This window comes from Plantactinospora sp. B6F1 (assembly GCF_040120695.1).
Lineage (GTDB): Bacteria > Actinomycetota > Actinomycetes > Mycobacteriales > Micromonosporaceae > Plantactinospora.
Genome location: NZ_JBEEAC010000010.1, coordinates 53,481 through 77,880, shown reverse-complemented (window position 1 = coordinate 77,880; position 24,400 = coordinate 53,481). Strand labels below are relative to the sequence as shown.

The following is a 24,400-nucleotide window of genomic DNA, read 5'->3' as shown; positions in this document are numbered from 1 at the left end:
GATAGCGCACCTGACAGCCCATTCACATCCTCAATGAAATCTCCTCTCAAGGACGGGTAGGAATGACGAGGCGCATACGCGTGCTGGCCGCCGTGGCACTGGCAACGGGCCTGCTGGTCACCGCCGGCTGTTCGGGTTCGGACTCGGATGGCGCCGGCGGAAACGACACCGGCGGCAAGACCCCGGACCGGGTGACCTACCTCACCGGATTCGGCACCGGCGGACACGACGCGTTCGCCTGGGTGGCGAAGGACAAGGGCTTCTTCGAGGAGGCCGGGATCGACGTCACCATCCAGAAGGGCGCCCCGGCCACCAACAACCAGGGCCTGCTCTCCGGCAAGGCGCAGTTCACCTACAGCGACGTCACGCAGTTGATGATTCAGACCGGAAAGGGCCAGATCACCGACCTGCGGGTGATCGCCGCGGTGCACCAGAGCACCCTGGTCGCGATCTTCGCCCCGCCCGGTTCCGGCGTGACGAAGCCGAAGGACCTCGAGGGCAAGCGGGTCGGGGTGGCCCAGGGCTCGATCACCCGGAGTCTGCTCCCGGCGTACGGCAGGCTCGCCGGCTTCGACGCGAGCAAGCTCCAGTTCGTCGAGGCGACCCCGCAGACCCTGGTGAGCCTGCTGGTGGGCAAGAAGGTCGACGTACTCAGCACCTTCGTCATCACCCGGAACACCGTGGAGACGGTGACCAAACAGCAGATGACGGTCCTGCCGGTCGCCGACTACCTCGGTGACCTGCTCGGCACCGGTCTCACCACCACCGCCACGTACGCGCAGGCGAACCCGGACGTCGTCAAGCGGTTCCGGGACGCGGCCCTGAAGGGCCTCAGGTACACGGTGGAAAATCCCGACGAGGCCGCGAAGATCATGAAAGCCAACAACCCGAACGTGCAGGAACAGGGTGCGGCGGCGGAGATCAAGCTCATGACGCCGTACGTCACCTCGGCCCCGGGCAACGCCATCGGCGCGCTCGACGAGCAGCGTGCCGCCCGGGCCATCGCCGTCCTCCAGGGCGCTGAACTCATCCCGAGCGGTCTCACCCCGGAGAAGGTCATCGACTTCTCCATCGCGCCCGGGTCCTGACCGGCCGGCGTGACACCTCTGGGACGGCGAGTGGGCAGCCACTCGCCGTCCCCTTTCGCGACGCAGAGGAGAGCACACGTTGCGCGTCTGGACCCCTCCGGGTGGATCGCACGACACCCCCTCCGGGCGGATCAGATGACCGTTAGCCGCGACCTGTCCCCCGGCACCCGGATCGTGCTGCCGATCGCCGGCACCGTCGTCGCGATCGGGCTCTGGTGGCTGGTGACCATCGTCTTCGACGTCGAGACCCTCTTCCTGCCGTCCCCGCCGGAGGTCGTCGACGCCTTCGACCGGGAGCCCGCCTACCTGTTCGAGGCGGCCTGGGCGACGCTCTGGGGGACGCTCGCCGGCTTCGGCATCGCGGCGGCCGGCGGGGTGGTCGCGGCGTTGCTGCTGACCGGCTCACGCCTGATCGAGCAGGCCACCCTGCCGATGATCGTCGCCTTCAACGCGGTGCCGAAGGTCTCCCTCGTACCGCTGTTGATCCTCTGGATCGGGTACGACTCGCGGGCCAAGGTCACCCTGGTCGTCCTGATCGCCTTCTTCCCGATCATGGTGGCCACCATGGCGGGCCTGACCTCGACCCCGGCCGACCTCTACGAACTGGCCCGGTCGCTGGACGCCTCCCGGCTGAAGATCTATCTCAAGGTACGGCTGCCGTGGGCGCTGCCCCAGGTCTTCGTGGGGCTGAAGCTCGGCATCACACTCTCGCTGATCGGCGCCGTGGTGGCCGAGTTGCAGACCCTTAACGAGGGTCTGGGAGCGGTCATCTACAGCACCCAGCAGTCGTTCGACACCCCGCTGGCGTTCGCCGCGATCGCCCTGACCGGGGTGCTCGGCATCGGCCTCTTCTACGCCGTGGTCGGGGCGGAACGACTCGCGGTGCCGTGGGCCAGGAAGATCTCCGGCTGAGCCACCCCCGCTCCGCACCGCCATGCGCAGGGTTAGGCCAGTCCGGCACCGCCGTTGAGGTCGAGGTTGACCGCGTTGACGGCCGGGTTCTCCAGCAGGAAGACGGCGGCGTCGGTGACGTCCGCCATCGTGGTGAGCCGGCCCGTCAGGGTGCGCGCCGTGTAGGTCGCGTGCACCTCGGCCGGCTGCCCGGCCCAGAACGGGCTGTCGGCGACGATCCCCGGGTGCAGGGCGTTGACCCGGACCGGCCGCAGCTCGGCGGCGAGCACGTTCACCAGGCCCACCACTCCGGCGTTCACCGTGGAGACCGTCGCCGAACCGGGAAACGGCCGGTCCTTGGAACCGCCGCCGAAGAGCAGCACGGAAGCCTTCGGCGAGAGCCTGTTCCGGAGGGTGTGCGCCACCTCGGTGTAGCCGACCAGCTTGACCGTGACCAGGCTGACCGCGCGGTCGATCTGGTAGTCGGAGACCTTGTTGACGTCGCGGACGAACGCGGCGAGGACAAGGTGCCTGACCTCGCCGATCCCGGCGAGCGCGGCGGCGACCGACCCGGGCTCGGTGAGGTCGACGGCGACACCCGTCGTCCGGCCGCCGATCTCGGCGGCGACCCGATCGGTCCGGGCCGGGTCCCGCCCGGTCACGACGACCTCGAGCCCCCGCTTCGCGTAGTGCTCGGCCAGGTCCCGGCCGAGGCCGGAGGTACCCCCGATGACGACCACGCAGCCGCCATCGGGGCCACTGTGCTGCGGCATGTCCGTCCCCCTCGTTGTGCAGGATCGAAGCGCGGAGCCTCCCCGGCCCGGCAATCCTGCCCAACCGCGAGAGTCAGCCGACCGGAGTGGGCCGCCCCCGACCGTGCTCCGCGCGCAACGTCTCCATCGCGTGCTGTACCACGTTCACCAGCACATGCTTGACCGACTCGCGGTGTCGGGCGTCGCACATCACCAGCGGCACGTGCGGGGCGATCGCGAGCGCCTCGCGTACCTCCTCCGGCTCGTACTGCGGCGCGCCGTCGAAGCGGTTCAACGCCACGACGTACGGCAGGTGCCGGTTCTCGAAGTAGTCCAGTGGTGCGAAGGCGTCGGCGATCCGCCGGGTGTCGACCAGCACCGCCGCGCCGACCGCACCGCGGATGATCTCGTCCCACATGAACCAGAACCGCGTCTGTCCGGGCGTGCCGAACAGGTAGAGGATCAGGTCCTGGGCCATCGTGATCCGGCCGAAGTCCATGGCGACCGTGGTGGTCTCCTTGCCCGGCACCTTCGACGGATCGTCGATGCCGACACCGGCCGCGGTCATCACCGCCTCGGTGGTCAGCGGGGTGATCTCGGAGACCGCGCCCACGAGCGTCGTCTTGCCGACGCCGAACCCGCCGGCAATAACGATCTTCGCGGAGGTGATACCGCCACCACCGCCACCACCACCGCCGCCGCGACGCGGCCCGGCCGGGTCATAGCCTGCGAAGTCCACTTAGCACCCTCTCAAGCAGTTCCATCCGCTCCTCGTACGCCTCCGGTGGAGCGGCATTGTGCAGCGTCAGCAGGCTGTCCGCCACCATGTCGGCGACCAGCACCCGGGCGACACCCAGCGGCAGCCGGGTGTACGCGGCGATCTCCGCCAGTGACTGCGCCCGGCCTTCGCAGATCGTGGCGATGCGGTGCTTGTCATGGCCGGCGAACCGGGACTCCACGACCGCCGCCGGACTCGCCACGAGCACCGCCTCCAGCGCGATGTCCTGGCGAGGTTCGGTACGGCCGCGGGTGACCGCGTACGGTCGGACGAGCGCGCCACGCGGGTCGTCGCGTCGTCCCTCCATACCGTGGTCACCTCCTCAGCGTCGAGTCGCGGTTGCACCGTTGCCATCCTTGATCTCCCCGGCTAGGGACGGGAGACAGCCTCGCGCGGCAATGGCACCAGCGCGGCGCCGACCCGTTCCACCAGCAGTGCCATCTCGTAGCCGACCTGGCCCACGTCACAGCTCCGGGCCGCCAGCACGGCCATCGAGGAGCCGTCGCTGATGGACATCAGGAAGAGGTACCCGCTGTCCATCTCGATCACGGTTTGCAGCACCCCACCGGCGCTGAACATCCGGGAGGCGCCGTCGGTCAGGCTGACCACGCCGGAGGTGATCGCCGCGAGCTGGTCGGCCCGGTCCGCCGGCAGGTCCCGGGAGGAGGCGAGGAGCAGTCCGTCCGCCGAGACCGCGACGACGTGTGCGATGCCGGCGACACTGTCGGCGAAATTGCTGAGCAGCCAACCCATGTCCTGTATCGCTGCTGGCCTGTTCATCCGCTGGTCTCCTTGGTTGGGATCATGCCGTTCTGCTCGGAACCGGCCGTCCGGCCGCGCTGTACGCCACGGTGGTAGGCCGACAACAGACCACGTACCTCGTCCGGGGTACGCCTGGTCCGCTCACGCGCACTCTTGGGCTCGACGCCACCGGGCACCAGCTGCGCCTGGGGCACCCGCTTGGGCAGGCCGGACCGGGTCGTACCGGCGTTGGCTGGCTCCGCCGCCCGGCTGGCCCGGGCCCAACCCTCGTCGGCCGCCGTCCGCCAGGCTCCCCCGTTCCCGTTCGGCGCGGCCGGCGCCGGCGGGGCGGCCGGCGCGGGGGCCGGCGGTGGCGGCGCGGCGGCAGGTGGCGGCGCCGGCGGCGCGTAGGGGGCCGGCGGCGGTGCGGAACGGCCCGGAGTGCGGGCGGTCAGCGGGGCCCGACCGGGGGTCGCCCCGCTCGGTGCCGGCGGCGACTGGTAGCCGTCCGGCGGCACGGTGAAGATCGCGGTCGAGTCCGACCCGTGCGAACGGAACCAGACCGCCTCCATCTCGCGGAAGATCGGTGCTTCGCCGGTGTCCTCCACCCGGGGCGCGACCGCGGATGCGGCGCTGACCGGGGTGCCCGCGACCGGACCGGAAGGCAGGCCGGAGGGTGCCGCCGCCGGCGTCATGGCGTGCGTCGGTGCCGCGCCGGCGCCGGCGGCGCCGCGCTGCGGCAGCGACGACGCGACCGTCGGGTACTGCACGGTCGGCGAGCTGACCCCGGTCGAACCGGCCAGGCCCGTGTGGGCCGGCGGGGCCGTGGACGCCGGATTCTGGTACGTCGGCGTCATGCCCTGCTGGTACGCCGGGGTGGGCGCGGCCGGCAGCTGGCTCGCCGTCAGATGGCTGTTGACCGGTGCTCCGGTGCCGGCCGGCATCGCACCGGTCTGGTCACCCGCGGTCTGCCACTGCTGGTTGCCCGCCGCGCTGCGCCACTGTTCGGTCAGGCTGCCGCCGGCACGCGACGCGCCGACCGGAGAGAGGGTCTCCTGCCAGGCGGCACCGGTCGACTGCCGGCTCGCGGCCGGTGCCTGCTCGACCGCGAGCGGCTGCCGCTGCCGGCCGAGGACCTGGTCGCGGCCACGCGGGTTCGGCAGTACCACCGTGCTGGCCGGCAGGGTGACCTGGGCGACCGTACCGCCCTCGACGTTGCGGCGCAGGTCGACCCGGATCTCGTGCCGGTGCGCCAGCCGACCGACCACCGCGAGACCCATCAGCCGGAAGGCCGCCACGTCGACCGCCGGCGGCTCGGCCAGCCGGCGGTTCAGGGCGTCCATCTGCTCCTCGCTGAGGCCGAGTCCCCGGTCCTCCACCTGGATCAGCACGTAGTCGCGGATCCGGCGCGCGTCGGCGACCACCGTGGTGTGCGGCGGCGAGAAGCGGGTCGCGTTGTCGAGCAGCTCGGCGACCAGCCGGACCACGTCGTTGACCGCGTGCGCGGCGACCGAGATGTCCGGGTCGACGGTGCCGAACTCGATCCGGTTGTAGAGCTCCACCTCGGACTGCGCGGCCCGCAGCGCGTCGATCAGCAGCGCGTCGTCGCGGCGGGGTGCCGTCGAGTCTGCGCCGGCCAGCACGAGCAGGTTCTCGTCGTTGCGGCGCATTCGGGTGGCCAGGTGGTCGAGCTCGAAGAGCTGGGCCAGCCGCTTCGGGTCCTCCTCGCCGCGCTCGATCGCGTCGAGTTCACCGATCATCCGGTCCACCAGGGTCTGGCTTCGGCGGGCCAGGCTGAGGAACATCGCCGAGACGCTGGTCCGCAGGGCGGCCTGCTCGGCCGCGATCCGGACCGCTTCCTTGTGGACGACGTTGAAGGCGAGCGCGACCTGGCCCACCTCGTCCTTGTGGTTGAGTCGGATCGGGTCCCGGACCTGTCGGACGATCTCCTCGACGCCACCGTCACCGATGGTGCCGACGTCCCGCAGCCGGCGGACCGCCTCCGGCAGGTCGTGGTTGGCCACCGAGAGCGCGCCCTCACGGAGCCGGCGCAGCGACTGGTTGAGGGACCGGGCCAGTACCACGGCGAGGGCGAGCGCGATGATCAGCGTGATCAGCACGATCACCGACTCGATGATCGCCTGTTGGACGACGTCGGCCCGAGCCGCCTCGGCCTGGTCGAGCAGGTCGGACTCGAGAAGGGTCTCCGCCCAGCGCATCAGGTCGTTGATCGAGCCGACCGTGATCGCCGCCTCGCTCGCGCTGATCGACGCCTTCTGCCCGACGGACCGGTTCAGGTCCCGCCCCACCTTGTCCGCGAGGATCACCGCGTCACCGGTGACGGCACCGTTGAGCACCGCCGCCTGCCGGGTGTCCGCGGAGGCGAAGAAGGCGAGCAGTGCCTCCTGCCTGCTGGTCTGGGTGGCGATGTAGGCGGCGAACTGCTCCTGGTCCAGCACCCCGTTGCCGCTGGCCAGGGCGGTGTAGACCACCGCCTCCTCCTTGGCCACCGCCTCCTTGGCCCGGGCGAGCGAGGCGAGGGTACGCAGGCTGTCACCGACCGCGCTCTCACCGGAGATCTCACCGAGGTTCTCGCCGTACGCCACGAGGTCGCCGATGATCACCTCATACCGGAGGGTGACCTCGCCGGGCGCCATCTGCGGGCGTTCCAGCACCTCCTGCCGGGTGCCGTTGAGCGTGGCCAGTCGATCGTCGATGACCCGCAGCCGGGTCTCCACCGAGTCGGGGATGTCACTGAGCTGTGCCCGCCGGTCGTTGTACGCGGCGATCCGGGCATCGGTGCGCTGCACGTACGCGTCGAACGTCTCGGTCGTCGTCTCCGGCGACTTGGCACGCAGCCGCGCGCCGGCGATCCGCTCCTTGTGCACGTCCTGGGTGAGCGCCGAGATGTCGCTGGAGAGTTCGGTCAGCGACCGGAGCACACCGGCGTCGTAGGCGCCCCGTCCGATGTCGACCAGCCGGATCGTGGCCAGCGCGAGAACCGCGACGACAGGCACGACGAGCAGCAGCGCGAGCTTCGACCGGATCCGGGTGTCCCGTAGCCGGGGTAGCCAGCGGCGTGGTGCAGCGCCCCCCCCGCATACCTTTTGCGGGCAGGGTCGTAGGTCCGGTGCTCACGACATCGCCTCCGTCGTTTCAATACGTGACCCGTCGACCGATGCCTGCTGCAGCGGATCGAGCCGCACGCGGCACGGCCGCGATTTCATCAGAAGAAGGCCGCTTTGGGAAGCGACGGGAGGGCAGCAAAGGTCCATCATGGGACGTCGACTACCCTCGAAGCCGAGAGATCGATGAGGCGCCAAGTCTCTGATCAGCACATATATCACTAGAGTGGTCGCTTGTATCTGGAAAGTTATCCCGCACCCGTACCCCCTCTTATCACTATGTGAGACCCGTCATCCCGAAACCGGCCGGGTGTCCAGCGCTTGACCCAGGCGGCCGGCATTGGCAAGGTTTTGCGGGTTTGAAGGCTTCGCGTGAACCGTACGGCAGATGTTGTTGCCCATCCATTGTGGACGACTAGATCGGCGGCCGGGCAAGCCCCCCGCCCGCGCCGGATACCTGGAGGACTGAGTTGAGGCCCATCCGCTCCGCGATACCCGCGTTGCTCGCGTCGGCCATCCTGGCAACTTCATTGACCGGCTGCCAGTTCGGCGCGCCGGCGAAGGAGTCCGGAGAGATCGTCATCGGTGCCGACCTGGAGCTGTCCGGCGCAGCCCCGCAGGTGGGTAAGGCCTACCAGCGGGCCCTGGAACTCAAGGTCGAGCAGTTGAACGAGTCCGGCGCGCTGGGCGGCCGCCGGGTCCGCCTGGAAGTCAAGGACAACAAGTTCGACGCGAGCGTCTCGGCAGCCAACATCAGCGATTTCACCGCCGATCCGTCGATCAGCGGCATCATCATGGGCAGCTGCAACGACTGCGCCATCGGTGCCGCGAAGTCTGTCAAAACCAAGCAGGTTCCGACGATCGCGCTCGCGCCGGCCAGTGACGTGACCGCCGGACCGGACCGCGAATACATGTTCAAGCTCGGCCCGAACGCCCGCGACAACGTCGCCGCCATCGCCGCCGAACTCCGTGCCCGCCGGATCGGAACGGTGGCACTGCTGCGCACCGCCGACAAGTACGGCGCGGAGGGCGCGACGACGCTGAAGAACGAACTCGTCGGCGTCGAGGAGGACGCGAACGACATCCCGATTCTGCTGGAGCGGCAGGTAAAGGTCACCGACACCGACGTCAGCCAGGCGGTCGGCGCGCTGGTGGCGGAAGAACCCGAGGCGATCGTGGTGTGGACCCCCGCCGACCAGGCCAACCTGGCGATCGCGAGCCTCCGCGCCGAGGGCTACCAGGGTCACGTCTTCTTCGACGCGGTGGCCGCCGGCGACCTCTTCATCGGCAACAGCGGCCGCGCGGCGGAGAACATCACCCTGGTCTTCACCCAGACCATGGTGATCGACGACGTGATCGCGACCACCCCGGCCAAGGCGGCGAGCAAGCAGTGGTTCCGCGACTACACCGCCCGGTTCGGCGGATACTACGGATACTCGTCGTTCGCCGCCGACGCGCTGCAACTGCTCGTAGACTCGGCGATTCGGGCCGGCGGTGACAGCGAGGAACCGGACCGCCCGCGGATCCGCAGCCTGCTGGAGACCGCCGAGACCGACGGCCTCTCCGGTCCGATCCGGATGACGCCGGAAAACCACTCGGGGCTGATGCCCCAGGCGCTGAGCCTGCTGGTGGCCCGTGGCGGCCGGTGGCGGCTGGCCAGCTGAGTCAACGACCGACGCACCTTCCGGCGGCGGGGAACGGGTCTCGCCGCCGGAGGGTGTCCGGGATAGCCTGTCGACACTGTCTACCTGCCGAATGGGGTGGCCTAGCCATGATCCGACTCTCCGGAGTGTCCCGGACCTTCGGTGGTCGGTCCGGTTCCGTTGAGGCGCTGCGGGGCATCGACCTCGACGTCGCCGAGGGCGAGTTCCTCGCCGTGGTGGGCCGCTCCGGCTGCGGCAAGTCGACCCTGCTGCGCCTGGTGGCCGGCCTGCTGCCGGTTACCGCGGGCGAGATCCGGGTGGCGGACGAGGTCGTCAGCCGGCCGCGGCGGGATATCGCCATGGTCTTCCAGCGTCCGGCACTGCTGCCCTGGCGGTCGGTGCTCGACAACGTGCTGCTGCCCACCGAGATCTTCGGCTGGAGCAGGGCCGCACACCGCGGACGGGCCCGCGACCTGCTGTCGATGGTCGGGCTCAGCGAGTTCGAGAAGCGGCTTCCACACGAGCTGTCCGGCGGCATGCAGCAGCGGGTGTCGCTGTGCCGGGCCCTGATCCAGCAGCCGAAGGTGCTGCTGATGGACGAGCCGTTCTCCGCGCTGGACGCACTGACCCGGGAGGAGTTGTCGGTCGAGCTTCAGCGCATCCACATGGAACACTCGGCGACGATTCTCTTCGTGACGCACTCGATCGACGAGGCGGTGCTGCTCGCCGACCGGGTCGTCGTGCTCAGCCCACGGCCCGGGCAGATCCGCAAGGTGCTCGGCATCGACATCCCCCGCCCCCGTTCACTTGGCCGCAACGCGCACTTCGAGGATGTCGCACGGGCCAGCGCGGAGCTGCACGAACTCCTGCTCGACCGCCCCAGCCCGGCCCCGGCCTGGCACTGACCGGCGGCATGCGGGCTGACCAACAGCGCCGATCCGACGCTCAGTAGTTGATCGGATACGCCGGCTACGCCCGACCTCCGGCCCAGGGTGGCGGGCACGGGTAGGGGTGCGTAACGTGCCCGGCATGGCCTACCGGACCTGGGGCAGAGTGCTGCTCGCCGCACTCGTGGTCGGGATCGTCAGCGGCGCCGGTCAGCTGGGGATCGCGTACGGGCTCGGCCTCGTCCGCCTCGACCGCGACTTCGGCGCGGCCCCGAACCAGTGGCCCGCCCAGCTCGTCTGGGTCGGATGGTTCGCCATGGTCGCGACCGTGGCCGGCGCGTTGCTGGCCGACCGGCTCGCCCGCAGGTACACCCTGCCCACCGCGCTCGGCGGCCGGGCGGCCATCTCGGGGCTGGCGGCCCTCGGCGCGCTCGCGGTCGCCCCGCTCGCCATGCAGCCCGCCCGGACGGCCCAGGTCGCCGCGGCCGACCCGGTGACCCTGGCCGGCGTGGCCGCCGTGCTCGGTGCCGGGGTCGGATTCGTCGCCGCCCTGGCCGCACTCAGCCAGCGTCCGGTGCTCTGGAACCTCGCTGCGGTGACCGGCGCGGTCTGGTTCCTCGCCATACTCTCCGTACTCCCCTCGCTCGGCCCCACCGACCCACTGCCCGCCGTACGGCTCGGCGGCGTCGACCCGAGCTGGCTGGGCAGCGGCGCCAGTCAGCGGCTCGCCGTCGTCACCATGCCGGCGCTGGCCCTGGTCGCGGGCGCGGTCACCGGTGCCCTGGCCCGCTGGCGCGAACTGCCGGTGCCGGTGCCGGTGGTCGCCGGCTGCGGAGTGGCGGGGCCGTTGACGCTCGCCATGGCGTACGTCGTCGCCGGCCGGGGCGACTCGACCGACCCCTACCAGGCAGCCCCGTACTGGGGAGCGCTGATCGCCGTCGGCGCGGGTGCACTGGGTTCGGCGCTGGCGACCTGGGCCCGCTGGCCGCTGACCACGGCCGCCCCGGCGGGGGCCGACGACACCGGCACGACGCCGGCCGACCACGACACGAGGTCGACCAGCGGGGACACGAAACCCACCGAAAGTGGCACGAGGCCGACCGACAACGACGCGCCGACCGCGGTCATCCCGACGGTGGCCTCGCCCGACCGTGGCATCCCGGCCGCGCGGACCTGGCGGCTGGAGATGCCGAGCAGCGAACCTCCGGCGGGCTCCACCGAGACCGGTACCGCGCCGGTCACCGGGACGACGGCCCCCGCCTGGACGCCCGGCTCGGCCGCCGGCGGGCGGACTGACCGGGTGCCGGAACCGTCCCGGGGGCATTCGCCTGCTTCGGAAAACCGGCCATTCGACATCACCGCCGGCATTCCGGCACCCCGCCCGTCGACCGAGAACTCGACGCTCACCGAGCGGTTCGGTGCACCGACGCCGATCGCGCCCCCGACCTCGCCCGAGCGCGGTCATCGACGCACCACCGCGCCGGTCGGCCCAACCCCCGAACCGGTCAGCCCAGCTTCCGAACCGGTCGAGCCGGCCAGTGAGAAGGCCAACGAACCGACCAGCGCGGCCAGCGGCGGGCCGAACACCGGTACGGGAGATGACGCCGAGCTCCCGGCCGGCCGGCCAGGGGCCCGTCGACTGCGTACCGAGGACTTCTGGCCGACCAGCACGGCGCCGACAACACCGGCGCGATCAGCTGCGACCGCGCCGGCAGCACCCGAGACACCGGCCACGAAGACACCGGCCACGAAGACACCGCCCGCACCACCGGCGCCGCCGCCCATGCGGCCAGCGCCACCGCCCACCACACCGGCGCCATGGTCCACGCCGCAGCCGGCGACGTCCGCCCGCACCGACGACGCCTGGGACGCCTTCGCGCCGGCCAGTCGCCCCCGGCCGGACCGTCCTGAGCCGTCGACCGAGGCCGCACGGCGGCCGGGCGGGGACGGCGACGCCGTTACTTCCAGCCCCGGCACCATCGGCACCGGCGGTTCCGGCCCCGGCTCGGACAGTGTCGGGCGGACCGGTGCGGACCGGTCGCCCCCGGGCGGCACCCCGGAGGAACCGGACCAGAGCCGGCCAGCGCAGGCCGGCTCGGGAACGGACGGAGCGAAGGCGGGCAGATCGGGCACGGGCAGGTCGGAGGCGGTCCGGACCGGGCGGATCTCCGCCGTTCCGGTGGTCTCCGGAGATGCACCCGTCGAGGCGACAACGGATCGTGTCGCGTCCCCGGCCGAACCCGGCCCCCCGGAAAGCACTGCCGAACCCGGCCCGGGAAGCACTGCCGAACCCGGCCCGGGAAGCACTGCCGAGGGCAGACCCGACGCAGAGGCCGAAGGACCGGATCGGCCGACCGGGCGAATCCGTCGCGGTCTTTTCCGGCGCAACCGGGGCAACACCGAACCCGCGCAGACCGGCGCCGTCGAGACCGACAAAAGCGCTGCCAAGCAGGACAAGGGCGAGTCGAAGCAGCGGGAGACGAAAGGGCGGAACCGTACGGAGGAACCCGTGCCGGCCCGCGACGAGGAGTACGTCGACTGGGTGAGCGGGCTCAGCGAGCCTGACCCGACCGCCGACGGCCTCGGGCTGGACCGCAGCGTACGACGGTCACTGCGATCGACCGGCCGCCACCACGCCGACTGACCGTCCCAAGTGCCCCGGTGCCGGGGGCAGCATCCGCTCCCCGGTGCCGGAGGCGCCACCCCGTTCGGCAACGCCTCCGGGCCCACACTCAGGCCAACGGCAGGTACACCCTGCCGCCCGAGGCCAGAAACTCGGTCGACTTCTCCTGCATGCCTCGCGCCGCGTACTCCTTGAGTTCCTGCGTGATCTTCATGGAGCAGAACTTCGGGCCGCACATTGAGCAGAAGTGTGCTGTCTTGGCGGGCGTCGCCGGCAGGGTGGCGTCGTGGTACGCCCGCGCGGTCTCCGGGTCCAGCGACAGGTTGAACTGGTCCTCCCAGCGGAACTCGAACCGCGCCTTCGACAGCGCGTCGTCCCAGGCCTGCGCCCCGGGGTGCCCCTTGGCCAGGTCTGCCGCGTGGGCCGCGATCTTGTAGGCGATCACCCCCGCCTTCACGTCGTCCCGGTCCGGCAGTCCCAGGTGCTCCTTCGGGGTGACGTAGCAGAGCATGGCGGTACCGAACATGCCGATCATCGCGGCACCGATCGCCGACGTGATGTGGTCGTACGCCGGGGCGATGTCGGTGGTCAGTGGGCCAAGAGTGTAGAAAGGCGCCTCGTGGCACAGCTCCTGCTGGAGGTCCACGTTCTCCTTGATCTTGTGCATCGGCACGTGACCGGGTCCCTCGATCATCACCTGGACCCCGTGCTCCCAGGCCACCGAGGTCAGCTCCCCGAGGGTACGCAGCTCGGCGAACTGCGCCTCGTCGTTCGCGTCCGCGATCGAGCCGGGCCGCAGCCCGTCGCCGAGCGAGAACGTGACGTCGTACCGGGCGAGGATCTCGCAGAGTTCGGCGAAGTTCGTGTAGAGGAAGTTCTCCTGATGGTGTGCGAGGCACCAGGCCGCCATGATCGAGCCGCCTCGGGAGACGATCCCGGTGACCCGGTCGACGGCGAGCGGCACGTAGCCGAGGCGTACTCCGGCGTGCACCGTCATGTAGTCGACGCCCTGCTCGGCCTGCTCGATCACCGTCTCCCGGAAGACCTCCCAGGAGAGTCTCACCGGGTCGCCGCCGACCTTCTCCAGGGCCTGGTAGATCGGGACGGTTCCGATCGGCACCGGGGAGTTGCGGATGATCGCTTCCCGGGTCTCGTGGATCCGCCTACCTGTGGAGAGGTCCATCACGGTGTCCGCGCCCCACCGCGTCGCCCAGCTGAGCTTTTCCACCTCCTCGGCGACCGACGAGGTGACCGCCGAGGTGCCGATGTTGGCGTTGACCTTCACCAGGAAGCGCTTGCCGATGATCGCCGGCTCGCACTCCGGATGGTTCACGTTGAGCGGCAGCACGGCCCGGCCGGCGGCGATCTCCTCGCGTACCACCTCGGCCGGCATGCCCTCCCGGACCGCCACGAACTCCATCTCGGGGGTGACGACCCCGGACCGGGCGTAGACCAGTTGGGTGGGCCGGGCACCGTCCCGACCGGCCAGTGGAGTGCCGGCGCCGCGTACCGGAGCCACGTCGCCCCGTTCCGCGATCCACGCCCCGCGCAGCGGAGGCAGCCCCTCGGCAGGGTCCGAACCGGGACCGGACGTATCGTAGAGCCGTACCGGCGGTTCGTCACCGGTCAGCTCGACCTCCGCGAACGGCACCCGGACGTCCGGACGCGCCCCCGTCACGTACACCTTGCGGCGAGCCTTCATCGAGAGCCGCCCGCGACACCACTGGGCTGCGCCAGGGGGAGGCGTGAACGGTCGGGTGTGGTCTTGGTTCTCGGCATGGCGTCGACTCCTCTGTCTGTTGGAGCTGTGCGACTAGCCCGGAACTGTCGGACTAGGCAGAACTGTCAGACCGGGCGGACCTGTCGGGCTGGGTGGGACTGTCAGACCGGGCGGACCTGTCGGGCTGGGTGGGACTGTCAGACCGGGCGGACCTGTCGGGCTGGGTGGGACTGTCGGATTCCGCGCCGGACCAACCGAAGTGATCCAGCGGGCCGTGACCGCTCCCCACCGACCAGGTCCGGGCACCGAGCAACGCGCGAGTGACGTACTCCTTGGCGAAGGCCACCGCGTCCGGCACCTGGTCGCCGAGCGCCAGCCGGGCGGCGATCGCGGCCGAGAACGAACAGCCGGTGCCGTGGGTGTTCCGGCTCGGCACCCACGGCCGGCGCAACAGTCGCACCTCGGTACCGGTGCAGAACGCGTCGACCGCACCACCGAACGCCTCGCCGCCGCCAGTCGCCAACCCCGACTCGTCGCTGTCGCCGCCGGTCACCACCACATACCGGGGGCCGCCCGCGGCGAGCTGCCGGGCCGCCTCCGCCATCTCGTCGGGACCGGAGACCGTACGGCCGAGGATCGCCGCCGCCTCCGCCCGGTTCGGCGTCGCCACCAGGGCGTACGGCAGCAGCCGCTCGATCGCTGCGACAACGCCGAGCCGGGCTCCGCTGGTCGACACGAGCACCGGGTCGACCACCAGATTGGGCAGCAGGCCGGCCCGCGCTGCCCCGGCCACCGCGTCCGCGACCTTCACGTCACCGAGCATTCCGGTCTTCACCGCCACCGGGGGCAGATCGTCGATCAACGTACGCAGCTGCGCGCCCACCATGTCGGCAGCGACCTGCAGGACGGCCCGTACCTCGCGGGTGTTCTGCGCCGTGACGGCGGTGAGCACCGACGTGCCGTAGACCCCGAGCGCGGCGAAGACCTTCAGGTCGGCCTGAATCCCCGCGCCCGCCCCGGAGTCCGAGCCGGCCACGGTCAGTACCACCGGCGGCGTCACGACGCACACCCGGAACCGGCAGGCCGGACGCCGCCGTCCGTCCCCACCACCGGCGGCGTCACGACGCACATCCCGAACCGGCAGGTACTGCCCGGTGGTCCGTTCGTGGCTCGGCCGCCGCGCAGAGGTGCCGGACCAGCCCGGCCGGGTCGTCCGAGCGCATCACCGCACCCATCACCGCCACCCCGGCCGCGCCCGCCGCCAGGCACGCACCGACCTGGGCGGGCGTACCGACGCCGCCGAGCGCGACAACCGGCACCCGGCTCCGCCCGACCAGCCCGGCCAGGCCGTCGGGTCCGAGCGGCGGCCCGTAGCCGGGCTTGGACGGACTCGGATAGACCGGCGAAAGCGTCAGGTAGTCCTCCGTGGAGAGCCGACCGAGCTCGGTCAGGTCGTGGCAGGATCGGCCGACCAACGGCAGCCCCGGCGGCGGATAGGGGCCGACGGCCGGCAGGTGCACCGCGTCACCGCCGAGCGGGTCCGGGCCGGCGACCAGCAGGGTGCCGTGCACCGGGGCCAGGATCGCCCGCAGTCGCCGGGCCAGTTCGAGCCGCTCCGGCCGGGGCAGGTCCCGTTCCCGCAACAGAACCCAGCGGGCACCGCCGTCGACCGCTGCCCGTACCACCTCGTCGAGTGGCCGGCTGGCCTGCCGCCGGTCGGTGACCAGCACGATCCCCCGAGGCGCGCTCACAGCTCGGGCCGCCCCTCGTCCGGGGTGGACGCCAGCGCGTGGAAGCGCCGTGGTATCCGTCCCGCACCGGCGGCCAGCCGTCCCGCCTCGACGGCGAACCGCATGGCGGTGGCCATGCGTACCGGGTCGGCCGCCCGGGTCACCGCGCTGGCCAGCATCACCGCGTCACAGCCCAGTTCCATCGCCAGCGCGGCATCGGAGGCGGTGCCGACACCCGCGTCCAGGATCACCGGTACGTCCACGTTCTGCCGCAGCAGCCGCAGGTTGTGTGGGTTGTTGATGCCCAGCCCGGAGCCGATCGGCGCGCCCGCCGGCATCACGGCGGCACAGCCGAGGTCTTCCAGCCGGCGGGCCAGCACCGGGTCGTCGGTGATGTACGGCAGCACCGTGAACCCGTCGGCGACCAGCCGCTCGGCGGCGGTGACCAGCTCGACCGTGTCCGGCAGCAGGGTCCGCTCGTCGCCGATCACCTCCAGCTTGACCCACGAGGTCTCGAATGCCTCCCGGGCGAGCTGAGCCACCGTGATCGCTTCGGCGGCGGTACGGCATCCCGCGGTGTTCGGCAGCAGCCGTACGCCACACCGACCGAGCACCTCCAGTAGGCCGCCGCCCATGGTGGCGTCACTGTCGATCCGGCGCAGCGCGACGGTGACCAGCTCGGTGCCGCTGGCCCGGATCGCCTGCTCCAGGACGTACGGGCTGGGCGCCCCGCCGGTGCCGAGGATCAGCCGGGAGCCGAACTTCTCACCGGCGAGCACGAACCCGGGTTCGGGATCGGAGGGCCCGAACGACATCTCGGTCACCCGCCCTGGGCCGCGGTCAGCACCTCGACCCGGTCGCCGTCCCGGAGCAGCCGGGCCGGCCAGCCGCCGCGCGGCACCACCTCGCCGTTCACCGCGACCGCCACGCCCCGGTGTGCGCTGGTGACCCGTTCCACCAGGTCCGCCACGGTCAACTCGCCGGGCAGCCGCTGTTCGACTCCGTTCACGGTCAGCTCCACCGCGTCCTCGCCTCCCTGGTCGTTGGGTCGTCCGGCCCCGGCTCCCCGCCGTTCCCCGGCCCCTTCACCGCCTCCGTGTGGCTCACGTTCCGGCTGCCGCGCTCGGCGTCCTGACGCTCGGGCCGGGCATCCGCCGGCCACGTCCCCGACACCGCATCCCCGACCGATTCCGACCGCCGCCCGACCGACACCGCATCCCCGACCGATTCCGACCGCCGCGCGACCGGCACCGGTTGGCCGAACCGGGCCGGCGACAGCGACGCGAGTGCCGGATCGGGCATTCCGGTGGCCAGCAGGTCGGCAACCAGGTCGGCGGTGAGCGGGGTGAGCACGATGCCGTGCCGGAAGTGCCCGGCCGCGACCACGAGTTCGGGCCGGCCGGGCAGCGGGCCGAGCAGCGGTGCGTTGTCCGGCGTCCCGGGACGCAGCCCGGAACGCGCCTCGACCAGCTCGTACTCGGCCAGTTCCGGGATCACCTCGGTGGCGGACCGGAGCAGGTCGAGTACCGCCCCGGCGGTGACGTCGAGGTCGGCGCGCTCCTCGACGGTCGCCCCGACCACCACCTCGCCATCGGTCCTCGGCACCAGGTAGACGTGTCGGCCGTCCGCGTGACCCCGGATCACGTGCCGGAAGCCGGGTGCCGCGCCGCCGGGCGCGCGCAGCCGCAGGATCTGCCCCTTCACCGGCCGAACGGGCAGGCCGGTCAGCGCCGCCGTACCGCAGCCGGCCGCGACGACCGTCGCCGTCGCGTCCAGCTCCGCGAGGTCCCGCACCGGCCGGGACACCATGGTCACCCCGGCGCGTTCGACGGCGACCCGCAGCGCGGCGACCAGCCGGCGCGGGTCGACCTGGTGGTCGCCGGGGGCGAGCGCACCGCCGCGCAGCCGGGTGGCCAGCAGCGGTTCGCGGTCCCGCAGCTCCGCCGGCCGCAGCGGGGTCACCGGCAGGCCGAGATTCCGCTGGTACGCCCAGAGCCGCTCCGCCTCGGCCAGGTCGTCGGAGGTGAGCGCGACGGTCAGCGTCCCCTCGGTCCGGTAGCCCAGGTCCCGCCCGGCGTACTCGGCGAGTTCGGCGGCGAACGCCGGCCACCGGGCCGCGGACTCGACCAGCAGTCCGGTCAGGACCCGCTCGCCGAAGTAGGTTTCGGCGACGGGGGCGAGCATGCCGGCCGCCACGTCGGAGGCGCCCGAGCCGGGCGTCGCGTCGTACACGCTTACCCGCATGCCCCGGGCGGCGCACCGCCAGGCGACGGCGAGCCCGACCGGCCCCCCGCCCACCACCGCGACGTCGGATGCCCCGCCCTCGCCTAGCATCCTTGCGCCCCCGCACCCCGACCCGACAACGACGAACTCCGCCGGGGTGCGACCCCCGGCGATGTTCCCCGTTCCGGGTGGGGTGGGGGCGGGGCGGCGCCGAGGCTGGTGAGGAGTGCGGCGGTGGCCCGGGCCGGGTCGGCGGCGGTGGAGACGGCGCCCACCACGGCGACCCCGTACGCCCCGGCGGCCATAAGCGCGGGCACCCGCTCCGGGGTGATCCCGCCGATCGCGATAACCGGTACCGGCACCGCCGAGGCGACCAGGCGGACACCCTCGGGGCCGATCGGCGCGGGCAGCCCGTCCTTGGTGGAGGTGGCGTGGCAGGGGCCGACGCCGAGGTAGCTGGCACCGGCCGCGACCGCCGCCGCCCCCGTCTCCGGGTCCCGTGCGGTCGCGCCGAGCACGGCGGTCGGGCCGAGCACCCGGCGGGCGGCGTCGACCGGCAGGTCCCGGGCGCCGACGTGCCCGCCCGTCGCCCCGATCGCGAGCGCGAGGTGCAGCCGGTCGTTGACCAGGCAGCTCGCCCCGACGGTGGCACAGCGGCCGGCCACCTCGACGGCAAGCTCGTACGCCGCCCGGTCGTCGGTGTCGTCCGCGACCCGAACCTGTACGACCAGTTCGGGGCCGGCGACCGAGAGGGCCGCCTCGACCACCGTGAGCGGGTCCCGCCCGGGCCGGGTGTCGGTGATGAGGTGAAGTCGTCCGATCGGTGGCACGGCAACGCTCCTCCCTGCGCCGGCATTACCCGGATCAGGTTCGACGGTCGGGGGCTCGACAGCCCCCCTCTCAGCCCGGTCCACCGGGCTCCCGTGGGTTACTTGTCGGCGAGCGTACGCGCTCGGTCACGGATCCGTAAAGAGCCGTGACAATTCACACAGTGTCCACACTCGACCACGTACCGCCCCGGTCATGCTGTCGGCCGACCACACTCACCTGGACACCAGAGGCGCTATCCGCACCGGTTAACGCCTCTGCTGTCCAGGTCAACCACGCATGACCGCCACGGCGTGCAGTGGGGCGGGCGGTGCGCGGGCGGGCAGGCGCGGGCGCGAGTGGGCAGGCGGGCGCGAGTGGGCGGGTGGGCTGGGCGGACGGGCGCGAGTGGGCGGGGCCGGCACGGGCGGGGCCGGCACGGACGGGGCCGGCACGGGCGGGGCCGGCACGGGTGAGCGGGTGGGCGTGGGTGAGCGGGCGGGCAGTGGGTGGTGGTGGTGAAGTGTGGCTGATGGGCGGGGCAGCGGAGCGGCGGGAGGTGCGGCAGGCTGGTGCGATGGCTCGTCCGCCCCGGGTACCGGCACAGCTGGCGTTCCTGCCGTTCTCCGCCCGCGCCGCAGTGGCGAAAGGGCTGGTCACCCGGAGCATGTTGCGCGGTCCGGCCTGGCGCCGGCTTCTCCCCGACATCTACGTCCACCGCGACGGCTACCGGGAGGACGACCATCGGATGTGGTGTGACGCGGCCGCACTCAGCCTGCCGTCGGGGGCGGCCATCGGCGGGTTGAGTGCCGCATACCTGTGGGGCGTCCATCTGCTCCCCCGGGACGCCCCGGTCACCGTGTTGGTGCCGGGTGTCACCCGGCCACGTCCGCGGCTACGGGTTCGCTACACACTCGCGAAACTCTCGCCCGGCGACGTGACCCGGTTCGGCGGCCTGCCGGTCACCACGCCGCTTCGTACCGCGTTCGACCTTGGGCGACGGCCGCCGCGTACCGAGGCGGTGGTGGCGGTGGACGCGCTGCTGAACCGCCGGCTGGTGAAGCGCGCCGCCCTCACCGACTACCTCGCCGCGCGCCCCGGCTGGCCCGGGGTACCGCTGTTGCGGGAGGTGCTCGGCCTGGCGGAACCGCTCAGCGAGTCACCGATGGAGACCCGGCTCCGGCTGCTGCTCGTCGACGCCGGTCTGCCGGTACCGACCGCGCAGTACGACGTGTACGACGGTCGCGGACGATTCCTGGGCCGGGTGGACCTCGCCTATCCCCGGCTGCGAATCGCGCTGGAGTACGAGGGTGACCACCACCGCGAGCGGGCACATTTCCGCCACGACGTCGCCCGGCTGAACGATCTCCGCGCCGCCGGCTGGGCGATACTCCGCTTCACCGCCGACGACGTCCTGCGCCATCCCGCCCGGCTCGTCGCCCAGGTGGCCCAGGCCGTGCGGGAACGCCTCCCGTCACCTGGACACCAGATGCGCTAACCGGTCGCGGTAACGCCTCTGGTGTCCAGGTCGACGCGCTGGGACCGGCGGCGGGAGGGACGCTCGGGGTCAGAGGAGGGTGCGGAGGGTGATGAGGTCGTCCGGGGTCGGCTGCCAGCCGCCGGCGTCGGCGTTGGCGCGTACCTGGTCGGGGGTGGTGGCACCGGCGATCACCGAGGTCACCGCCGGCTGGGCGGCCAGGCCGCCGATCGCCACGTCGAGCAGGGAGCGGCCGCGCTCGGCCGCGTACTTCTCCAGCGCCTCGATGGTGTCCCACGGGGCGGAGGCCAGCCGGGCGGCGTACCTCGGGCTGCTGCTGGCGAGCCGGCTGTCCGACGGCGGCTGGGCGCCCCGCTTGTACTTGCCGGTGAGCAGCCCGTCGGCGAGCGGGAAGAACGGCAGCAGGCCGAGCCCGAAGTGCTGGGCGGCCGGCACGACCTCGGTCTCCACGCCCCGGTTCAGCAGGCTGTACTCGTTCTGCGCACTGATGAAGGGCGTCAGGCCGCGGGTGCGCGCCGTCCAGGCGGCGTCGGCGATCTGCCAGCCGGCGAAGTTGGAGTTGCCGAGGTAGCGGACCTTACCGGCCCGGACCAGATCGTCGAGCGCGTTCAGGGTCTCCTCGATCGGCGTACCCGGGTCGGGCTCGTGCATCTGGTAGAGGTCGATGTGGTCGGTGCCGAGCCGGCGCAGTGAAGCCTCGACCGCCCGGGCGACGTAGCGCCGGGCGCCCCGGGCGCCGTGGTCCGGTCCGTTCATCCCCGACATGCTCATGCCGAACTTGGATGCCAGCACGACGTCGTCCCGCCGGCCGCGTAGCGCGGCACCGAGCTGCTCCTCCGACCCGCCGTGCGGTTCGCCGTAGATGTCGGCGGTGTCGAAGAAGTTGATGCCGGCGTCGAGGGCCGCGTCGACCACGGCCCGGGTACCGGCGGCGTCGAGCTTGCGGCCGAAGTTGTTGCACCCGACTCCGACGACGGACACCACGAGCCCGGAGTCGCCCAACCGGCGATAGGTCATCTCAGTCACGAGATCAACCCTATGCCGCCGTGGTCCGCCCCGGACTCCGCACCGGAGTTCGCTCACCCGGCCAGGGGACCACCATTCAGGAAAACAATTCGACGACGATTCGCGTCTGTAAAACAGAATGAGACGCTGGCGCGTCGCGCGCGAACCTCGAAAACTGCTATATCGTGGGCGCGGAAATGGCGACCGTGGCAATAACCCCCGTGCCGTCCAGGTCGCCGCGCGAGGCGTCGAAAGGCGGGTTCACATGGCGGTGAACGGCCGGTTCGACCGGCCTGGCACGGAGATGTCCGTCGTCCCCGCCCAGGTCAGCCGGGAGAGCAACGCGCCGGTAGAGGTGACCGTCGTACTCCCCTGCTACAACGAACAGGCGCACGTACTGGCGGAGATCGAGCGCATCTGCGCGGCAATGGACGACAGCGGCCTGCATTACGAGCTACTCGCGATCGACGACGCCTCCACCGACGGCACGTTGGAGATCCTGCGCGAGGCGACCGCCCGGTTCCCCCGGCTCCGGCTGCTGGCGTTCCACCGCAACGGCGGTTCGGGCACCGCGCGCCGGATCGGTACGGAACAGGCCCGCGGCACCATCGTGGTGTGGACCGACGCGGACATGACCTACCCGAACGAGCGGATCCCGGAGTTCGTCCGGCTGCTGCTCCGGGACCCGCACGTCGACCAGGTCGTCGGCGCCCGCACCAGTGAGCAGGGCAGCCACAAGCTCCTCCGGGTACCGGCGAAGTGGCTCATCCGCAAGATCGCCGAACGGCTCGCCGGCACCCGCATCCCCGACCTCAACTCCGGGCTACGGGCCTTCCGCCGGGACGTGTCCCTGCCCTACCTGCGACTACTCCCGCCCGGCTTCTCCTGCGTCACCACCATCACGATGGCGTTCCTGCACAACCAGCACGACGTGCACTACCTGCCGATCGCCTACGCCCGCCGGTCGGGCTCGTCGAAGTTCCACTTCGTCCGGGACGCCTACCGCTACCTCCTGCAGGTGCTCCGGATGGTGATGTACTTCAACCCGCTCAAGGTGCTGATGCCACCGTCGCTGCTGCTGCTCACCGTCGGCTCCGGAAAGATCGTGTACGACCTGGTCGCGCATCCGGTCCGGATCGCCACCAACACCGTGCTGCTGCTCTGTGCCGGCCTGATCGTCGGCGCGGTGGCGCTGCTCGCCGACCTCATCGTGCGGTCCAGAATCGACTGGCCGCCCGGAAACCGCTCGTGAACGACGCGGTGTCGGCCGCCGCCGCGCTGCTCCGGGTCCGGGGCATCGGTCCCCGGGTCCGGAATTCGGTCGCCCGGGTTCGCCAGGTCGGGCCGGCACCGCCCGCCGGCCGTCCGGCGATGCCCGACGACAGTCCGTCCGGTCCAGACCCGCGCCGGGTCGATCGGCGGGATCCGCGCCGGGTCGATCGGCAGGGCTGGGCCGGCGTCGCCGCGCTCACCGGTCTCGTCGCGCTGACCTGGCTCCCGCTGCTCGGTATGCCGTTCGGCGACGACCACCTGGGCCGGATCATCGGCCGGTACGCGCTGCACCTGCGGAACCTTCAGGAGCAGGGCATTCTCGGCTCGCACTTCGGTGCCGACTGGCTGCCGTACGCCTCGGCGCCGTACGCGCACCACCCCCCGCTGTTCAACCTCCTCACCGCGCTGACCGGCCTGCTGCCCGGCGACGGCGAGTACCAGGTGTGGCTGCCGGCGTACCTGCTGGCCCTGCTGATCATTCCGGCCGGCGCCGCACTTCTGCGCGGGCTCGGCCTGCGCTGGTCGGCCACCCTGCTGGCAGTCGGCCTGATGGTGGCCACGCCCTTCTACTGGGTCTACAGCCCGCTGATGTTCGACCTGGGACCGATCCTGGCCCTCTCCGCCCTGGTGGTACGGCTGCGTGCCCGACCCGATCCGGCCCGTCGGCTCGTGGTCGCGGCCTGCGTCGCCGCGCTGCTCACCACCCTGGTCTCCTGGCCCGGTGTCGGGTTCGCCGCCGTACTCGGGCTGTGGCTGCTTGCGGCACGCCGGGTCGACCGGGTGACGGTCCTGGTCGGAGCGAGCATGCTGGCCGGGGTCGTGATCAGCCTGGCCTTCGTCGTCGGGGTGACCGGGATGACCGTGCTCGGCGGGCAGGCCGAGCTGCGCAGCACCGGTGGTGGGTACACCGCGCGACAGTTCCTCCGCCGGCAGTGGCAGTACGCGTACGGCCTGCTGCCGGTCTGGTACATCGGCGCGCTGCCGATCGGTGCGGTCGTCGGGCTGCTGGACCGGCGTACCCGGGTCTACCTGGCAATGGCGGTCGCATTCACCGCCACCTGGATCCTCGGGCTGAGCAACGGTGCCTTCGTCCACTCGTACTGGTCCTATCCGGTCCTGGTGGTCGGACTCGTCGGGATGGGCGTGCTGCTGGACCGGTTCGTCGGGGCCGGGAGGTGGCTGGCGCGACGGCGGGTCCGGGTGACGGTGGCGGCGCTGGTCGGTACAGCGCTCGGGGCCTACCTCGGGGTGCTGGTCATCGGCCCGCCGCGGGACCGTCTGGTCGACGAACCGGCTCGGGCCGGCCGGCTCGTGGCCGGGCACCCACCTCCGGAGGGCCAGCGGTACGCCTGGGTCGCCGGCGCGGGCGTGACGAGTCCGCGCTGGCTCGCCTACTACTGGCGGCTGAAACCCCGGCTGCTCACCGCCACGACGCTGCGCACCGAACCGACCCGCCCGGAGGACCTGGTCCTGATCGACCTGCGCAAGCGACCCGGGTGGTTGCCCGAGTCGGCCGACACGCACGCCGTGGCGCGGGACGGACCCTACGCGCTCTTCCCGGTCGCCGTGCTCAGCAGTGCCGTCGGCTCCTGACCGAGCACTCCTGACCCGGTCCCT

General features: G+C 71.9%; 17 protein-coding genes, 4 pseudogenes and 1 riboswitch. Of the genes and pseudogenes, 8 read left to right on the top strand and 13 right to left on the bottom strand.

The genetic code is table 11. The features are described from left to right. Positions 1-62: 62 nt before the first annotated feature. Both ABNF97_RS15645 and ABNF97_RS15640 read left to right on the top strand, forming a co-directional pair. On the top strand, positions 63-1,088 hold the full coding sequence (locus ABNF97_RS15645) for an ABC transporter substrate-binding protein (RefSeq protein ID WP_130461998.1): 1,026 nt from the start codon (positions 63-65) through the stop codon (positions 1,086-1,088). A 135-nt stretch (positions 1,089-1,223) separates the two neighbouring features. Further along, a complete protein-coding gene (locus ABNF97_RS15640; protein ID WP_130461997.1) occupies positions 1,224-2,000 on the top strand; it encodes an ABC transporter permease subunit in 777 nt (258 codons plus the stop codon). Positions 2,001-2,032: 32 nt separating this feature from the next. Here the strand turns inward: ABNF97_RS15640 and ABNF97_RS15635 are convergent, their stop codons facing one another. The 5 genes and pseudogenes from ABNF97_RS15635 to ABNF97_RS15615 form a co-directional block, all read right to left on the bottom strand. Then, positions 2,033-2,752 carry an SDR family oxidoreductase gene (locus ABNF97_RS15635; RefSeq protein ID WP_130461996.1) on the bottom strand — a complete coding sequence of 240 codons (720 nt, stop codon included), beginning with the start codon at positions 2,750-2,752 and terminating at the stop codon, positions 2,033-2,035. 73 nt (positions 2,753-2,825) lie between these two features. Continuing rightward, positions 2,826-3,470 (bottom strand): GTP-binding protein, encoded by a 645-nt coding sequence (locus tag ABNF97_RS15630; RefSeq protein WP_130461995.1) that lies wholly within the window; start codon positions 3,468-3,470, stop codon positions 2,826-2,828. Continuing rightward, the gene (locus ABNF97_RS15625; RefSeq protein ID WP_130461994.1) at positions 3,451-3,816 is read right to left on the bottom strand and encodes a DUF742 domain-containing protein; all 366 of its coding nucleotides are present in this window, start codon (positions 3,814-3,816) and stop codon (positions 3,451-3,453) included. The genes ABNF97_RS15630 and ABNF97_RS15625 overlap by 20 nt, the downstream gene beginning before the upstream one ends. A gap of 62 nt (positions 3,817-3,878) precedes the next feature. Continuing rightward, entirely contained in the window at positions 3,879-4,289 is a 411-nt protein-coding gene (locus tag ABNF97_RS15620; RefSeq protein ID WP_130461993.1) for a roadblock/LC7 domain-containing protein, read from the bottom strand. After that, positions 4,286-7,388, bottom strand: a pseudogene (locus tag ABNF97_RS15615) (sensor histidine kinase). Before ABNF97_RS15615 ends, ABNF97_RS15620 begins: the two are co-directional and overlap by 4 nt. Positions 7,389-7,845: 457 nt before the next feature. Between ABNF97_RS15615 and ABNF97_RS15610 the strand changes: the two are divergent. The 3 genes from ABNF97_RS15610 (at position 7,846) to ABNF97_RS15600 (ending at position 12,549) form a co-directional block, all read left to right on the top strand. Further along, positions 7,846-9,039 (top strand): ABC transporter substrate-binding protein, encoded by a 1,194-nt coding sequence (locus ABNF97_RS15610; protein WP_130461991.1) that lies wholly within the window; start codon positions 7,846-7,848, stop codon positions 9,037-9,039. A gap of 107 nt (positions 9,040-9,146) precedes the next feature. Beyond that, positions 9,147-9,923: an ATP-binding cassette domain-containing protein gene (locus ABNF97_RS15605; protein WP_130461990.1), complete on the top strand. Its 777-nt coding sequence runs from the start codon at positions 9,147-9,149 to the stop codon at positions 9,921-9,923. Positions 9,924-10,047: 124 nt separating this feature from the next. Further along, positions 10,048-12,549: a hypothetical protein gene (locus tag ABNF97_RS15600; RefSeq protein WP_349338957.1), complete on the top strand. Its 2,502-nt coding sequence runs from the start codon at positions 10,048-10,050 to the stop codon at positions 12,547-12,549. Positions 12,550-12,637: 88 nt separating this feature from the next. Here ABNF97_RS15600 and thiC read toward each other — a convergent pair whose 3' ends face one another. The 7 genes and pseudogenes from thiC to thiE all read right to left on the bottom strand — a co-directional run. Beyond that, positions 12,638-14,230, bottom strand: a complete 1,593-nt coding sequence (gene thiC, locus ABNF97_RS15595) for a phosphomethylpyrimidine synthase ThiC (protein ID WP_130461988.1) — start codon at positions 14,228-14,230, stop codon at positions 12,638-12,640. A 265-nt stretch (positions 14,231-14,495) separates the two neighbouring features. Beyond that, positions 14,496-15,308, bottom strand: a pseudogene (gene thiD, locus ABNF97_RS15590) (bifunctional hydroxymethylpyrimidine kinase/phosphomethylpyrimidine kinase); the annotation flags it as partial. Between the two features lie 58 nt (positions 15,309-15,366). Beyond that, entirely contained in the window at positions 15,367-15,999 is a 633-nt protein-coding gene (locus ABNF97_RS15585; protein WP_130461986.1) for a thiamine phosphate synthase, read from the bottom strand. Next, positions 15,996-16,793: a thiazole synthase gene (locus tag ABNF97_RS15580; protein ID WP_349338956.1), complete on the bottom strand. Its 798-nt coding sequence runs from the start codon at positions 16,791-16,793 to the stop codon at positions 15,996-15,998. The genes ABNF97_RS15585 and ABNF97_RS15580 overlap by 4 nt, the downstream gene beginning before the upstream one ends. 5 nt (positions 16,794-16,798) lie before the next feature. Next, positions 16,799-16,999 carry a sulfur carrier protein ThiS gene (gene thiS / locus ABNF97_RS15575; protein ID WP_130461984.1) on the bottom strand — a complete coding sequence of 67 codons (201 nt, stop codon included), beginning with the start codon at positions 16,997-16,999 and terminating at the stop codon, positions 16,799-16,801. A gap of 218 nt (positions 17,000-17,217) precedes the next feature. Next, positions 17,218-18,312: pseudogene (gene thiO, locus ABNF97_RS15570) on the bottom strand (glycine oxidase ThiO); the annotation flags it as partial. 101 nt (positions 18,313-18,413) lie between these two features. After that, positions 18,414-19,031: pseudogene (thiE, locus tag ABNF97_RS15565) on the bottom strand (thiamine phosphate synthase); the annotation flags it as partial. Further along, positions 19,026-19,136, bottom strand: a riboswitch (TPP riboswitch). (Overlaps the previous pseudogene by 6 nt.) A 404-nt stretch (positions 19,137-19,540) precedes the next feature. On the opposite strand from thiE, the gene ABNF97_RS15560 reads away from it, so the two are divergent. Then, the gene (locus ABNF97_RS15560; RefSeq protein WP_349338954.1) at positions 19,541-20,506 is read left to right on the top strand and encodes a type IV toxin-antitoxin system AbiEi family antitoxin; all 966 of its coding nucleotides are present in this window, start codon (positions 19,541-19,543) and stop codon (positions 20,504-20,506) included. Between the two features lie 69 nt (positions 20,507-20,575). Here the strand turns inward: ABNF97_RS15560 and ABNF97_RS15555 are convergent, their stop codons facing one another. Then, positions 20,576-21,523 carry an aldo/keto reductase gene (locus tag ABNF97_RS15555; protein ID WP_349339004.1) on the bottom strand — a complete coding sequence of 316 codons (948 nt, stop codon included), beginning with the start codon at positions 21,521-21,523 and terminating at the stop codon, positions 20,576-20,578. Positions 21,524-21,776: 253 nt separating this feature from the next. Between ABNF97_RS15555 and ABNF97_RS15550 the strand changes: the two genes are divergently transcribed. Continuing rightward, on the top strand, positions 21,777-22,763 hold the full coding sequence (locus tag ABNF97_RS15550; RefSeq protein ID WP_349338953.1) for a glycosyltransferase family 2 protein: 987 nt from the start codon (positions 21,777-21,779) through the stop codon (positions 22,761-22,763). Continuing rightward, positions 22,760-24,376, top strand: coding sequence for a hypothetical protein (locus tag ABNF97_RS15545; RefSeq protein WP_349338952.1), 1,617 nt, complete (start codon positions 22,760-22,762; stop codon positions 24,374-24,376). Before ABNF97_RS15550 ends, ABNF97_RS15545 begins: the two co-directional genes overlap by 4 nt. The last annotated feature ends 24 nt before the right edge of the window (positions 24,377-24,400 follow it).

Coding starts and splice junctions, on each gene's coding strand:
- ABNF97_RS15645 (WP_130461998.1), top strand. CDS start 63: ATGACGAGGCGCATACGCGTGCTGGCCGCCGTGGCACTGGCAACGGGC.
- ABNF97_RS15640 (WP_130461997.1), top strand. CDS start 1,224: ATGACCGTTAGCCGCGACCTGTCCCCCGGCACCCGGATCGTGCTGCCG.
- ABNF97_RS15635 (WP_130461996.1), bottom strand. CDS start 2,752: ATGCCGCAGCACAGTGGCCCCGATGGCGGCTGCGTGGTCGTCATCGGG.
- ABNF97_RS15625 (WP_130461994.1), bottom strand. CDS start 3,816: ATGGAGGGACGACGCGACGACCCGCGTGGCGCGCTCGTCCGACCGTAC.
- ABNF97_RS15620 (WP_130461993.1), bottom strand. CDS start 4,289: ATGAACAGGCCAGCAGCGATACAGGACATGGGTTGGCTGCTCAGCAAT.
- ABNF97_RS15605 (WP_130461990.1), top strand. CDS start 9,147: ATGATCCGACTCTCCGGAGTGTCCCGGACCTTCGGTGGTCGGTCCGGT.
- ABNF97_RS15600 (WP_349338957.1), top strand. CDS start 10,048: ATGGCCTACCGGACCTGGGGCAGAGTGCTGCTCGCCGCACTCGTGGTC.
- thiC (WP_130461988.1), bottom strand. CDS start 14,230: ATGAAGGCTCGCCGCAAGGTGTACGTGACGGGGGCGCGTCCGGACGTC.
- ABNF97_RS15580 (WP_349338956.1), bottom strand. CDS start 16,793: ATGTCGTTCGGGCCCTCCGATCCCGAACCCGGGTTCGTGCTCGCCGGT.
- ABNF97_RS15560 (WP_349338954.1), top strand. CDS start 19,541: ATGGGCGGGGCAGCGGAGCGGCGGGAGGTGCGGCAGGCTGGTGCGATG.
- ABNF97_RS15555 (WP_349339004.1), bottom strand. CDS start 21,523: ATGACCTATCGCCGGTTGGGCGACTCCGGGCTCGTGGTGTCCGTCGTC.
- ABNF97_RS15550 (WP_349338953.1), top strand. CDS start 21,777: ATGGCGGTGAACGGCCGGTTCGACCGGCCTGGCACGGAGATGTCCGTC.